The sequence below is a fragment of the Streptomyces sp. NPDC017095 genome (genome assembly GCF_044332325.1).
Lineage (GTDB): Bacteria > Actinomycetota > Actinomycetes > Streptomycetales > Streptomycetaceae > Streptomyces.
The window spans coordinates 231,294-243,955 of the sequence record NZ_JBIROU010000001.1; the positions used below are offsets into that span (position 1 = coordinate 231,294).

At 75.7% G+C, this 12,662-nt stretch carries 11 protein-coding genes; 2 read left to right on the plus strand and 9 right to left on the minus strand.

Features of this window, described 5'->3' with window-relative positions:
* Positions 1 to 8: 8 nt before the first annotated feature.
* The 3 genes from ACH4OA_RS00975 to ACH4OA_RS00985 are packed head-to-tail and all read right to left on the minus strand — an operon-like array spanning position 9 to position 5,217.
* On the minus strand, positions 9 to 1,019 hold the full coding sequence (locus ACH4OA_RS00975; protein WP_365880023.1) for an SDR family oxidoreductase: 1,011 nt from the start codon (positions 1,017 to 1,019) through the stop codon (positions 9 to 11).
* A gap of 41 nt (positions 1,020 to 1,060) precedes the next feature.
* Positions 1,061 to 2,170: an enolase C-terminal domain-like protein gene (locus ACH4OA_RS00980; protein ID WP_397934959.1), complete on the minus strand. Its 1,110-nt coding sequence runs from the start codon at positions 2,168 to 2,170 to the stop codon at positions 1,061 to 1,063.
* Positions 2,171 to 2,172: 2 nt separating this feature from the next.
* The gene (locus ACH4OA_RS00985) at positions 2,173 to 5,217 is read right to left on the minus strand and encodes an FAD-binding and (Fe-S)-binding domain-containing protein (protein ID WP_397966961.1); all 3,045 of its coding nucleotides are present in this window, start codon (positions 5,215 to 5,217) and stop codon (positions 2,173 to 2,175) included.
* A gap of 223 nt (positions 5,218 to 5,440) precedes the next feature.
* Between ACH4OA_RS00985 and ACH4OA_RS00990 the strand changes: the two genes are divergently transcribed.
* Positions 5,441 to 5,878, plus strand: a complete 438-nt coding sequence (locus ACH4OA_RS00990) for a MarR family winged helix-turn-helix transcriptional regulator (RefSeq protein WP_397966963.1) — start codon at positions 5,441 to 5,443, stop codon at positions 5,876 to 5,878.
* 102 nt (positions 5,879 to 5,980) lie between these two features.
* Complete coding sequence (locus ACH4OA_RS00995; RefSeq protein WP_397966966.1) at positions 5,981 to 6,565, plus strand: isochorismatase family protein; 585 nt, start codon at positions 5,981 to 5,983, stop codon at positions 6,563 to 6,565.
* Between the two features lie 143 nt (positions 6,566 to 6,708).
* Here ACH4OA_RS00995 and ACH4OA_RS01000 read toward each other — a convergent pair whose 3' ends face one another.
* The 6 genes from ACH4OA_RS01000 to ACH4OA_RS01025 all read right to left on the minus strand — a co-directional run bounded on the left by ACH4OA_RS01000 (position 6,709) and on the right by ACH4OA_RS01025 (position 12,662).
* On the minus strand, positions 6,709 to 7,077 hold the full coding sequence (locus tag ACH4OA_RS01000) for a DUF6479 family protein (RefSeq protein WP_365941632.1): 369 nt from the start codon (positions 7,075 to 7,077) through the stop codon (positions 6,709 to 6,711).
* Positions 7,078 to 7,207: 130 nt separating this feature from the next.
* Positions 7,208 to 7,480: a hypothetical protein gene (locus tag ACH4OA_RS01005; RefSeq protein ID WP_397934965.1), complete on the minus strand. Its 273-nt coding sequence runs from the start codon at positions 7,478 to 7,480 to the stop codon at positions 7,208 to 7,210.
* Between the two features lie 82 nt (positions 7,481 to 7,562).
* Positions 7,563 to 10,010 carry a SpoIIE family protein phosphatase gene (locus ACH4OA_RS01010; RefSeq protein ID WP_397934966.1) on the minus strand — a complete coding sequence of 816 codons (2,448 nt, stop codon included), beginning with the start codon at positions 10,008 to 10,010 and terminating at the stop codon, positions 7,563 to 7,565.
* Positions 10,011 to 10,117: 107 nt separating this feature from the next.
* The gene (locus tag ACH4OA_RS01015) at positions 10,118 to 11,362 is read right to left on the minus strand and encodes an MFS transporter (RefSeq protein WP_397945479.1); all 1,245 of its coding nucleotides are present in this window, start codon (positions 11,360 to 11,362) and stop codon (positions 10,118 to 10,120) included.
* The gene (locus tag ACH4OA_RS01020; RefSeq protein ID WP_397966968.1) at positions 11,359 to 12,327 is read right to left on the minus strand and encodes a GNAT family N-acetyltransferase; all 969 of its coding nucleotides are present in this window, start codon (positions 12,325 to 12,327) and stop codon (positions 11,359 to 11,361) included. The genes ACH4OA_RS01015 and ACH4OA_RS01020 overlap by 4 nt, the downstream gene beginning before the upstream one ends.
* A gap of 131 nt (positions 12,328 to 12,458) precedes the next feature.
* Positions 12,459 to 12,662 carry an MbtH family NRPS accessory protein gene (locus ACH4OA_RS01025; protein WP_014676677.1) on the minus strand — a complete coding sequence of 68 codons (204 nt, stop codon included), beginning with the start codon at positions 12,660 to 12,662 and terminating at the stop codon, positions 12,459 to 12,461.

Here is a 12,662-nt window from a genome sequence, read left to right on the forward strand (position 1 = left end):
TGCGGAGCCTACGCGGTGCGGCGGCGCAGGCCGCGTACGGTGGCCAGCACGGTGGCGGTGCCCGCGCCGAGGACGGCGGCGGTGGCGGCCGGGTGCCGGACCAGGGTCTCCTGCCAGGAGCGGGCGTGGGAGATGTCGTCGAAGGCGCCGTGCGCGCCCTGGTCGTCGGCGGGTGAGCGGTCGACGGGTTCGAAGAGGTTGTCCAGGTGGGCCGGCGGGACGCTGTCGGTCTGCTGGGAGTCGAAGCCGGTGCGGGCCAGGTAGCGGTCGAGCAGCGCCGGCGCGAACCGGTTGGCCCAGAGCGTGGCGGCGGTGGAGGCGCCGACGTAGTACTGCTTGCGGTGCGGGTGGTCCGCCGCGTAGAGCACGCCGCGGGCGGCGACCTCGGGCTGGTAGATCGGCGGGACCGGCATCGGGTGCTTGGAGAGCCGGGAGCGCACCCACTGGAACTGGGGCGTGTTGACGGCCGGCATCTGGGCGACGGTGACGTGCACGTTGCTCCCCCGGTGCAGCAGTTCGGTGCGCAGCGAGGAGGTGAAGCCGTTGATCGCGTGCTTGGCCCCGCAGTACGCCGACTGCAGCGGGATGGAGCGCTCGCCGAGCGCGGAGCCGACCTGCACGATGGTGCCGCGGTCGCGGGGCAGCATGCGCCGCAGGGCGGTGCGGGTGCCGTTGACGAAGCCGAGGTAGGTGACCTCGGTGACCCGTTTGAACTCCTCGGCGGTGATCTCGTCGAACGGCGCGAACACCGTGGAGAACGCGCAGTTGATCCAGACGTCGATCGGGCCGAACGCCTGTTCCGCGGCCTCGGCGACGGCCTCCAGCCGCTCCGGGTCGGCCGCGTCGGCCGCCTGGACCAGGGGCCGTCCGCCGAGCGCCGCGACCTCGTCGGCCGCCGCTTCGAGGCCGCCCTCGCCGCGCGCGACCAGGACGACGTCGGCGCCGCGCCGGGCGTACAGGCGGGCGGTGGCCCGGCCGATGCCGGCGCTGGCGCCGGTGATGACGACGGTGGGGGGCATGGTCCTCTCCTCGGTCAACGGGTTGGTCAACGGGGTCTTCCTCACTGCACCCGGTACGGTGCCGCGCGTTCGGCGGCGAGGGTCAGGCCGAGTCCGGGTGCTCCGTCGGCGCCCGGCGTGACGCTGCCGCCGCCGGGGTCGAGGGCGCCGTCGAACAGGAGCCGTTCGATGCGGACGTGGTCGTGGAACCATTCCAGGTGGCGCAGGTTGGGCACGGCGGCCGCCGCGTGGGCGTGGGCGTGGGGCGCGCAGTGCCCGGAGACGTCAAGCCCGCGCGCGTGGGCGAGCCCGGCGGCGCGCAGCCAGACGGTGATGCCGCCGCACCGGGTGACGTCGGCCTGGAGGCAGTCGACGGCGCCCGCGGCCAGCATGTGCCCGAAGTAGGCGAGGGTGTAGCCGTATTCGCCGGCGGCGATGTCGAGCGGGGTCCGGCCGCGGAGGTCGGCGAGGAGGGCGAGGTGGTCGGAGGAGACGGGTTCCTCGAACCAGGTGACGCCCTGGTCGGCGAGCGCGCCCGCGACGCGTACCGCCTGCCCGCCGGTGTAGCCGCCGTTGGCGTCGACGTACAGCTCGGCCGTGTCGCCGATGGCGGCCCGGGCGCGGGCGACGCGTTCGAGGTCGCGGCCCTGCCGGGTGCCCCAGGACTCCGCGATCTTGATCTTCACGCGGGGGATGCCCTGTTCCTCGGTCCAGCCGCGCAACTGGCGTTCCTGCCGGGCGGCGTCGTAGGTGGTGAAGCCGCCGCTGCCGTAGACCGGCACGTCGTCGCGGGCGGCACCGAGCAGGCGGACGAGGGGCAGGCCGAGCAGGCGGGCCTTGAGGTCCCACAGGGCGATGTCGACGGCGGCGACGGCCTGGGCGGCGAGGCCCGGCAGTCCGGCGTTGCGCACGGCGCGGCACATCAGCTCGTTGGCGCGCGGCACGTCCCAGGCGGACAGGCCGGTGACGGTGCCGACGAGCAGTTCGCGTACCAGATGGGCGGTGGCGGCGGCGCCGTAGGTGTAGCCGAGTCCGGTGGTCGCGCCGGAGCGTACGGTGACCAGGACGAGGGTCGTCTTGTCCCAGGCGAGCGTGCCGTCCGCCTCGGGGCCGTCGGTGGGCACGGTGTAGACGGCGGTGTCGACGGCGTCGACGGCCGGCTGGTCGTCCATGGTCACCTCCCGCGCCGCCGCAGTCCGGCCGCGGCGGCCGCGGCGCCGGCGCCGGCGGCGGCCACCGAGGCGGTCGTCGCCCAGCGGGCCGTACGGGACGGCCGGGCGGGGCGGGGGGCCAGACGCTCCGGGTGGTCGCCGGGCAGGTCGCCGGCGAGGGCGAGCCCGAGCGCCTCGGCGAGGTGCAGCGCGCGCCGGCCGGTGCCGCCCTGTTCGATCTGGGTGCGGCAGCTGAAGCCGTCGGCGAGGACGAGGCTGTCGGGTGCCGCGCCGCGGACGGCGGGCAGGACGCCCTGTTCGGCGACGGCCATGGAGACGTCGTAATGGCCGCGTTCGAAGCCGAAGTTGCCGGCGAGACCGCAGCAGCCCGCGTCGAGCACCTCGGCGTCGAGGTGGGCGCGGCGCATCAGTTCCCGGTCGGCGTCGAACTTCATGACGGCGTGCTGGTGGCAGTGGGTCTGGACGGTGGCCCGCCGGGCGAGCCGGGGCGGCCGCCAGCCGTCGGGGGCGTGCCGGACCAGGTGTTCGGCGAAGGTGCGGACCTGTCCGGCCAGCCGCTCCACGTCCTGGTCGCCGGGCAGGAGTTCGGGCGCGTCGGAGCGGAAGACGGCCGTGCAGGACGGTTCCAGGCCGATGACCGGCGTACCGGCCTCCAGGTAGGGCCGCAGCACGTTCAGGGTGCGGGTCAGCACCCGCTTGGCGACGGTGAGCTGGCCGGTGGAGATCCAGGTCAGGCCGCAGCACACCGGCTCGGTGGGGACGGCGACCCGGAAGCCGGCGTCCTGAAGGACGCGGACGGCGGACTGCGCGACGGCGGGGTGGAAGTAGGTGCTGAAGGTGTCCGGCCAGAGCACCACCGTGCGGGGGTCGGCCGGGTCCGGTTCCGGCCGGTCGCGGGCCCGCCACCACTGGACGAAGGACTCCCCGGCGAACACGGGTGCGGTGCGGGCCGCGTCGACGCCGGCGAGCCGCTTGCCGAGGCCGGCCAAACCCGGCGCGTGCAGTGCGGCGTTGACCAGCCCTGGGGCGGTACGCGACAGCCGGGCCCACAGCGGGAGCCAGCCCATGGAGTAGTGGGCCATGGGACGCGGCCGGCCCGCGTAGTGGTGCGCCGTGAACTCCGCCTTGAGCGTGGCCATGTCGACCCCGGTCGGGCAGTCGGACTTGCAGCCCTTGCAGGCCAGGCAGAGGTCCAGGGCGTCGCGTACGGCGGTGGAGCGCCAGCCGTCCCGGATCGCGGAGTCGGCGTGCCCGCCGAGCATCTCGAACAGCAGCCGGGCCCGGCCGCGGGTGGAGTGCTCCTCCTCCCTGGTGGCCCGGTAGGACGGGCACATGACGCCGCCGGAGTGGCCGCGGCAGTTGCCGATGCCGACGCAGCGCAGCACCGCGCGGTCGAAGGAGTGGTCGTCCTCGGGGAAGCCGAAGTGGGTGGCGGGGGCGGCGGGCCGCCACGTGGGGCCGAGGCGAAGCTGTCCGTCGACCGGGTGGGGGTGGACGATCTTGCCGGGGTTCATCCGGCCGCCGGGGTCGAACAGCTCCTTCAGCTCGCCGAAGGCGGTCACCAGCCGGGCCCCGAACATCCGGGTGAGCAGCTCGCCCCGGGACTGGCCGTCGCCGTGCTCGCCGGACAGCGAGCCGCCGTAGGAGGCGACGAGGTCGGCGGCGCGTTCCAGGAACCGCCTGAAGCGGGCCACGCCTTCGGCGGTGCGCAGCCCGAACGGGATGCGCGTGTGGACGCAGCCCTGCCCGAAGTGGCCGTACAGCGAGGGGTGGTCGTAGTCGAACTCCTCGAACAGCGCCCTGAGGTCGCGCAGATAGTCGCCGAGCCGTTCGGGCGGTACGGCGGAGTCCTCCCAGCCCTCCCAGGTCTCCCGGTCGTCCGGCGGGCGGGCGGTCACGCCGAGTCCGGCCTCGCGGGCCCGGAGCATCTTCTGTTCGCGTTCGGGGTCGTCGGAGAAGGCGACATCCGCGTCCGCCTCCTGGCGGCCGAGGGCGTGCAGCAGCGCGTGCGCCTGTTCGTCGACGGCCTCCTGGCTGTCGCCGCCGTACTGCACCATCAGCCAGCTATCGCCCTCGGGCAGGATGGCGAGCGAGTCCAGGTAGGCGCCCTCCTCGCGCATCAGCTGGGCCATCCGGCCGTCCAGGGCCTCCAGTTGGGTGGGGTTGCCGTGCTCCAGCAGGCGGGGCACGTCGTCGGCGGCGGCGCAGATGTCGTCGTAGCCGAGGACGAGCAGCGACTGGTACGGCGGCACGGGCACGAGGTCGATCTCGGCGCGCAGCACGGTCACCAGGGTGCCCTCGCTGCCGACGAGGGCCTTGGCCACGTCGAAGCCGTTCTCGGGCAGCAGCGAGTCCAGGTTGTAACCGGAGACGCGGCGCGGGATCTTCGGGTAGCCGCGGCGGATGTCGGCCAGGTACTCGGTGGCGATGCGGTCGAGGCCGGCGTAGATCCCGGCGAGCCGGCCGCCGCCCGCGATGATCCGGGCCCGCTCGTCGGGCGGGGTGGGGCCGACCCAGGCGCGCTGTCCGTCGTAGGTGAGGATCTCCAGGCGGCGGACGTTGTCGACGGTTTTGCCGTACGCCTGGGCGGAGGCGCCGCAGGAGTTGTTGCCGATCATGCCGCCGAGCGCGCAGTGGCTGTGGGTGGACGGCTTCGGGCCGAACTGGAGCCGGTGGCGGGCCAGCCGGCGGTTGAGCTCGTCCAGGACGATGCCGGGCTCCACCACGCAGGTGCGCCGCTCGGCGTCCACGGAGAGGACACCGGTGCAGTACTTGCTCCAGTCGATGACCACGGCGGCGTTGGTGGTCTGTCCCGCCAGGCTGGTGCCGCCGCCGCGGGACAGGACGGGGGCGTCGAAGCGCGCGCACACCGACACGGCCCGGGCGCCCGCCTCCACGGTGCGGGGCACGACGACGCCGAGCGGGGGCTGACGGTAGTTCGAACCGTCCGTGGCGTAGGCGCCGCGGCTGCCCGCGTCGAAGCGGACTTCGCCGTCCACCTCGGCGTGGAGGGCCGCCTCCAGGCCGGAGCTGTCCGGAGGGGTCATCTGCGCTCCCTGGGTTCACCGACGTACCGCGCTGTCCGGGCCGGGCGAGTACCCGGTGCGCCGCACCGTAAAAGGGACAGGCAGATGCCCGAGGCGCCGCACGGCGAAAGGGACAGGCAAGTACCCGGAGCGCCGCACCATGAAAAGGACAGGCAGGCTGAACAGGCTGAACTGAACAGGCTTGGCTGGACAGCCTGGCCTGTCGGTCCTAGTCTTGGCGTCCATGGCCGACATCTCCGACTCCGCCGCCCACGCCGCGCGTGACCTGCGCGTGGTCTTCAGCAGACTGCGGCGCCGCATCCGCGAGGTCGGGCGGGACGCCGGCCTCAGCCCTTCGCAGGAGTCGGCGCTCACCCTGGTCGGCAAGCACGGCGCGGCCACGGCCAGCGCGCTCGCCGCCGCCGAGGGTGTGCGCCCGCAGTCCATGGCCAGCACGCTCGCCGCCCTGGAGCAGCACGGGCTGGTCCGCCGGGCGCCCGACCCCGACGACGGCCGCCGCCAGCTCGTCACCCTGACCGACGTCGGCCGGGCCCGCACGGAGGGCAACCGGCAGGTGCGCGAGGAGTGGCTGGCCCGCGCCTTCCAGGACCGCTACACCGAGGAGGAACGGCAGACGGTCCGCACGGCGCTGGAGCTGCTGGACCGGCTGTCCCGGCCCTGACACCGGGGCGCGTGCCCGCCGGGACGCGGCCGGTGTGCCGCCGCGCGCCTGCGCCGCCACCGCGGCGTCTCCCCCGAACCACAGGAAAGGCCTGACCGACGCATGTCGCTCACCACGCTCGACCCCCGTACCGCCCTCGTCGCGATCGACCTTCAGAACGGCATCGTGGCCATGCCCACCCAGCCCCTGCCGGGCCCGGAGGTCGTCTCCCGGACCGCCGCGCTCGCCGACGCCTTCCGCTCCCACGGCCTGCCCGTGGTCCTGGTCCGGGTCTCCTTCGCGGCCGACGGCGGGGACGCCGTGCCCGGCCGCACCGAGCGTCAGGCTCGCGGGCTCGCCTTCCCGGAGGGCTGGGACCTCGTCGTGGACGAGCTGTCCGGCCACCCCGGCGACATCCGGGTCACCAAGCACAACTGGAGCGCCTTCCACGGCACCGACCTCGACGACCAGCTGCGCCGCCGGGGCATCACGCAGATCGTGCTGACCGGGATCGCCACCAGCATCGGCGTCGAGTCCACCGCGCGCGACGCCTACGCCCGGGGCTACCACGTCACCCTCGCCACGGACGCCATGGCCGACGCCGACGCCGAGGCGCACGCCAACAGTGTGGAGCGGATCTTCCCGCGGCTCGGCGAGACCGGCACGGCCGACGAGATCGCGGCCCTGCTCGCCCGGACCCGCGTCTGACCGCCGGCCCCCGGCAGCCGGGGGCCGGCGGTCAGACGCGGGTCGTCAGTCCTCACCGCGCGCGATGACGCCCCCGCCGCCCGGGCCGGGCCGCGAGGTCCGCGGGCCCGGCACCGCGTGGCCACGGGCTCGTCCGGTGCCGGTCAGGTGCGGCCGCCGCCGCCACTGCCGAAGGAGCCGCTCGAACCGGACGACCAGCGCGGCCGCTGCTGGTCGTCGGCGCGCTTGGTGCCCACGTTGCCCAGCTCGTGCGGCGTGAGGCGGTCGCTCCCGTCGGCGGCCCGGGGCACCTCGCCGGGCTCACGGACCTCACGGGTCTCGCGCACCGGGCCCCCCGCCGGCATCTTGGGCTGCTCCTCCGGGCGCGGCGGCGCGGGCTCGCGCTCGCGCACCTTGATGCCCAGCCGGAAGGCGTAGATGATCCCCACGACGCAGGCCACTCCGGCGATCAGGATCAGCGCGTATCCGAAGACCTGGGCGCCCGAGGCCGCTTGGTACATGGCATTGTTCATGACCGCCGGGTACCCGGCGCGGCCCGCCGGATGCCTGCGCGGCCGTCCGCACGTCCGCCCCGGCGCACCGGCTGACCAGCGGACGACGCACCGGGGCGGGGCCGGCGGCGCACCGGGGCAGGGCCGGCGGTCAGTCGCCGGTGTCCGAGGCCGCGCGTTCCACCTCCGCCTCCACCTCGGCCCGGGGCCGGCCCGTCTGCTTGGCGTACTCGCTCACCGCCGTCTGGACATCGCGGGCCAGGTCGCGCCAGGCCCGCAGGGCGGTCTCGTAGGTGCCCGACTGGACGCCCGTCATGCGGCGCTCGGCCGGCGGGCCGTAGGCGTCCCGCAGTTCCTGGACCTGGACCTGGGCTGCGTCGGCCGCGCGCTGCTTGGCGACCAGTTCTTCGAAGGTGTGCGACACGCCACCCGACCTTAGGGCAGTGCCGGCGGGCGGGCCCCCGGCGACCTGCCGGAACCGGCCGCACCCGTACCCGAGTGGCGGGTCAGCCGCCGGGCACGAGATCCGCCCACACCTGTTTGCCGCCGCTGACCGGGACCGTGCCCCAGGCCGCCGACACGGCTTCCACCAGCAGGATTCCCCGGCCTCCGGTGGCCTCCCAGCCGATGCCGGCGGGTTTGACCGGGCTGCGCGGCGAGGAGTCGGCGACGGCCAGCCGCAGCCGGTGGCTGACCAGGGTGAGGTCGAGGCGTACCGGGCCCCCGGTATGCACCAGCGCGTTGGTGACGAGTTCGGAGACGGCCAGCAGGGCCGCGTCCACCGTGTCCTGCGGCATGCCCCAGGCGCGCAGGGTGCGCCGGGTGAAGCGGCGGGCGTGGCGGACCGCCTCCGGCACCCGCCACACCGTCCAGCTCTCCCGCAGCGGACGCACGGCCAGGCCGTCATAGCGCATCAGCAGCAGGGCCACGTCGTCGCCGCGGTGGGCGCCGGCGAGCAGGGCGTCGGCGGCCAGGTCCAGGTGGGCGGGGTCGGCGGCGGCCAGCGCCCGGGCCAGCCGGTCCATACCGGTGTCCAGGTCGGAGCCGGGCGACTCCACCAGGCCGTCGGTGGTCAGCGCGAGCACGGTGCCCGGCCGCAGCCGCAGCGGGGTCATCGGGAACTCGGCCTCGGCGAGCACGCCCAGCGGCGGGCCGCCCTCCGTGCGCAGGATCTCGGCGCGGCCGTCCGGGTGGCGCAGCACCGGCTGCGGATGGCCGGCGCGTACGCACCAGGCGGTGCCCTCCTCCATGTCGACGTCGACGTAGCCGCAGGTGGCGAAGAGGTCGGTCTCCATGTCCAGCAGCAGCCGGTTGGCGCGGGAGACGACCACGTCCGGGGCGTGTCCCTCCGCCGCGTAGGCGCGCAGCGCGGTGCGCATCTGGCCCATCAGGGCGGCGGCGCTCGCGTTGTGGCCCTGGACGTCGCCGATGACGAGGGCCACGTGGTGGTCGGCGAGCGGGATCACGTCGTACCAGTCGCCGCCGACCTCCAGGCCGGCCGTGGTGGGCAGGTAGCGGGCGACGGCGGCCCCACCGGCCAGCCGGGGCAGCCGGCGCGGCAGCAGGGAGCGCTGGAGCATGCCGACCAGTTCGTGTTCGGCGTCGAAGGCGTGGGCGCGCAGCAGGGCCTGACCGGTCAGTCCGGCGCAGGCGGTCAGCAGGGCGCGTTCGTCGGGGGCGAAGTCGTGCGGGCGGTCCCAGCCGACCAGGCAGGCGCCGGCCATACGGCTGCCGGCGGGCAGCGGCAGGACGGCGAGGCCGCCCGGGCCGACCCCGGCGAGAGCGGGCTCCAGCGCGGACCCGGCGGGCCAGATCCTGGCCCGGCCCGCGCGCAGCGCGGCGGCCAGGGTGGGCATGGCGCGCACCGGCGCGTCCGGCCACTCGGTGCGCCATTCGCTGCGCCACACCTCGGGCCAGGCCTCGGGTTCGGGCGGGTCGAGGACGGTGACGACCAGCCGGTCGTTCTCCAGTTCGGCCAGGGCGACCCGGTCGGCCCGCAGCGGCTCCCGCAGCGCGGCGACGACGGCCCGGCCGACGTCCTTGACGGTCCCGGCGGTGGCGAGGGCGGCGGCCAGGCGCTGCACGCGGGCCACGTCGGTGGCGTCGGAGCGCACGGTGGAGGCGTCGACGACCGTGCCGACGAGCCGGGCGGAGCGGCCTGGGCCGCCGGGCAGCAGCCGGCCGCGCAGCCGCAGCCACCTCGGCGGCCCGTCGGACCGCAGGATGCGGAACTCCAGTTCGCGCTCGCCGATGGACATGTGGTCGGCCTCGACCACGGACATCAGCGTGGGCAGGTCCTCGGGCACCGTGCGGCCCAGCAGGGTGTCCACCCGGCCGTCGAAGGCGTCGCGGTCGATCCCGAACAGCCGCAGGAGGGCGTCGCCGGCCTCCACCCGGCCGGTGTCCATGGCCAGGCTGAAGGCGTCCTCGGACAGCTCGCCGGGGTCGCCCGGGGCGGGCGGCGCGGGGACGGCGACCGCGCGGGCGATCAGTTCCAGGCAGGTCCGGTCGCCGGCGCCGAAGCCGCCCGGGTGCTCGCCGACCGCCAGCAGGCAGCCGCCGCCCGCCGCGCCGAGCGGCAGGACGACCATGGTGAAGTCCGGCGACGGGACACGGCGGGCGTCCGGGCCGCCGGCCGGTTCCGCCGGGCCGAGGCGGAGCGGCCGTCCGGTGCGGTGTGCCTCGGCGACCGCGGAGGAGCCGGCCGCCGGGTAGCCGTCCCGGAGGCCGTACAGGGTGCGCGGCAGACCTGCCGACTCGGCGAGGCGGAGCAGTGCGGGATCGTCACCGGGTGTGTACACCCCGGCGAAGGACGCCCCGGCGAACACCAGCGCCAGTTCCAGCACGCGGCGGAGCCGGTCCGGGGTGGCCGGGGAGGCCGCCAGCGAGGCGAGGGCGGCTTCGGCACGCTGCGGCGCCGTGCTCGTTCCGCCGGCCGCAACGCCCTCACTCACCACCTCGCCATTACAGCGCGTACGGGCCGCCCGCGCAGCCCCTGTGCACGGGAGCCGGGACCGCCCGGCCGGGCCGGGTCCGCTCCGGCCGGATCCGGACGGGGACCCTAGTCGTCCGTCGTCCGGATGCCCCGGCTGAAGGTCGCGGTCACCGCGGCGGCGGTGACCAGCACGGGGAAGACCAGCATGGCCGGTGCCGGGCTCCAGCGGGCCAGCAGCGCGCCGGCCAGCGCGGGAGCGAGCGCGGCGGCCGACCCGGCGGCGAGCAGCACACCGGCGACCACGCGGCCTTGCAGGTGGTCCGGGGTGACGGCGGCCTGGCGGGCGAAGAGGGCCGCGTTCGCCGTGGGCCCGAGGAACACGGCGGCGGCCAGCGGTACGGCGGCCAGGACCGAGCCGGCGAGCAGCGCGCCGGCCGTCATCAGCGCGGCGGTCACCCAGCACAGCAGGGTGAGCAGGGCGGGCAGCGGCAGCCGCCGCTGGAGCGCGGGGGCGGCGAAGGCGCCGAGGAGGCCGCCCAGCGCGAAGACCGCGCCGGCCAGGCCCACCAGGAGCGGCGGGGCGCCGGCGCGGCGCAGCGCGAGCGTCGTGGCGAAGACCATGCCGGTGAACGCCATGTTCAGCGGGGCGGCGATGATCAGCAGCGCGCGCAGGAACGGATGCGCCAGCAGGAAGCGCAGCCCCTGGGTGGCGGACGCGCCGCCGGCCGGGACCGCCGTCCGCCGGGGCTGCTGGAGGGGTCGGCGGATGCGGGACACGGCGACGAGGGAGAGCAGGTAGCTGAGCGCGTTGCCGAGGAAGGGCAGGGCCCGGCCCAGCCCGAACAGCAGGCCGCCCAGCGGCGGACCGGTCAGCGAGACGGCGTAGGCGCGCGCCTCGTTGCGGGCGACCGCCGAGGTGAGCTGGTCGGGGCGGACCAGATTGCGGACGGCGGCGTGCTCGGCGGTGCTGAACACGGCCGTGGCGGCGGCGCCGGCCACCACCACGGCGAGGATCACCGGCAGGCTCGCGGCGCCCGTGGCGACCGCCCAGCCGAGCAGGGCGTACCCGGCGAGCCGCAGGACATCGCAGACGATCATCAGCCGGCGCCGGTCGAAGCGGTCGGCGAGGACACCGGCCGGCAGCCGGCACACCAGGGTGGTGACGAGCCCGGCGGTGCCGACGAGTCCGGCCCGTGCCGGGGAGCCGGTCTGCTGGAGGACCAGCAGCGGCAGCGCCAGGTCCACCATGGCGCCGCCCAGGTCGGACAGGCACTGCCCGGTCCACAGCAGGGTGAAGTCGCGGTTGCGCCACAGGCTCGGCGCCCGCCCGGTGTCCACGGCCGCGCCGTCGCCCGGCGCCGGCCGGCTCACCCCGCGTCCTCGGCGGACAGCGCGCCGCGACCGTGCTCGGCGGCGGCCGGCCCGGCGGCGTCCACGGCGGAAGCCACCGGCGGCCCGGCCGCCAGCCCGGCCGCCGGGCCGGCCGAGTGAACGGGGACAGCCGCCGACGCACCGGCGCTGCCCACCGGTTCACGCCGGCCGACAGCCGACTCGGCCCGGCCGAGCGCCGGTTCGAGCGCGCTGGCCTGCTGACCAACCGCCGGATCGAGCGCGCTGACCTGCTGACCAACCGCCGGATCGAGCGCGCTGACCGACTCCTGCTGACCAAGCGTCGGTTCCAGCCCGGCGACGACCGGCTCACCCCGGCCAAGCGCCGGTTCCAGCCCGGCGACGGCCGACTCGCCCCGGTCAACCGCCGGTTCAGGCCGGTCACCGGCCGACTCGGCCTGACCAACCACCGGTACGCCCTCGGTGGTCGTCCCCTCGTCGGGCCGCCGGGTCGGGACGACCAGCAGCTTGGTGACCGCGCCGTCGTCGTCGACGACGTCGCGGACGTGGCGGAAGCCCAGGCGGCGGCACATGGCCAGGCTGGCGGTGTTCCCGGCGCCCACCATGCCGTACGCCTCGCTGAGGCCGAGGTTGTCGGCGGCGTGTGCCAGCAGGCCGCGGACCACCTCGCCGCCCAGGCCCCGGCCCCAGTACGCGGGGGCGAGCGCGGTGACGAGTTCATGGCCGTCGACGTTGCCGGTCGGCTTCACCTCGGCGTGGCCGACGTAGGCGTCCGCGAGCCACAGCCCCCACACGTCGAACCGGCGCCGCGGGTAGACGTCGTCGAGGATGGCGCGGAACAGCTCGCGGAGCTGCGGTTCGGGCACGAGGTCCTGCCCCATCCAGCGGCACACCTCCGCGTCGCGCAGCAGGGCGACGAAGACGTCCTCGTGCTCGGGCCGGTAGGGGAGGAAGTCCAGGCGTTCGGTGCGCAGGACGGGGGTCATGGCGGGCTCCTCGGGGAGTGGTGCGGTGCGGCGGGGGCCGAGGGCGGTGGGGCGCCGGTACGGCGGCACGTGGGGGGAGGCGGTGCCGGGCCGGCGCGTGGCCGGCCCGGCGGGTGTGGCGGCGTGCCCGGTCAGGCGCCGGCGTTCTCCATGCGCTCGCGCAGGCTCTTGGGCCGCATGTCGGTCCAGACCTCGTCGACGTAGGCGGAGCACTCGGCCTCGGTGCCCTCCTTGCCGACGGGCTGCCAGCCGGCGGGCACCTCGATGTCGACGGGCCAGAGGGAGTACTGCTCCTCGTCGTTGCGCAGCACCTGGTAGCGGGTGTTCTCATCCAT

Bases quoted from the DNA above. Each gene is read 5' to 3' on its own strand.
- ACH4OA_RS00975 (WP_365880023.1), bottom strand. From the start codon at position 1,019: ATGCCCCCCACCGTCGTCATCACCGGCGCCAGCGCCGGCATCGGCCGG.
- ACH4OA_RS00980 (WP_397934959.1), bottom strand. From the start codon at position 2,170: ATGGACGACCAGCCGGCCGTCGACGCCGTCGACACCGCCGTCTACACC.
- ACH4OA_RS00985 (WP_397966961.1), bottom strand. From the start codon at position 5,217: ATGACCCCTCCGGACAGCTCCGGCCTGGAGGCGGCCCTCCACGCCGAG.
- ACH4OA_RS00990 (WP_397966963.1), top strand. From the start codon at position 5,441: ATGGCCGACATCTCCGACTCCGCCGCCCACGCCGCGCGTGACCTGCGC.
- ACH4OA_RS00995 (WP_397966966.1), top strand. From the start codon at position 5,981: ATGTCGCTCACCACGCTCGACCCCCGTACCGCCCTCGTCGCGATCGAC.
- ACH4OA_RS01000 (WP_365941632.1), bottom strand. From the start codon at position 7,077: ATGAACAATGCCATGTACCAAGCGGCCTCGGGCGCCCAGGTCTTCGGA.
- ACH4OA_RS01020 (WP_397966968.1), bottom strand. From the start codon at position 12,327: ATGACCCCCGTCCTGCGCACCGAACGCCTGGACTTCCTCCCCTACCGG.
- ACH4OA_RS01025 (WP_014676677.1), bottom strand. From the start codon at position 12,662: ATGGATGAGAACACCCGCTACCAGGTGCTGCGCAACGACGAGGAGCAG.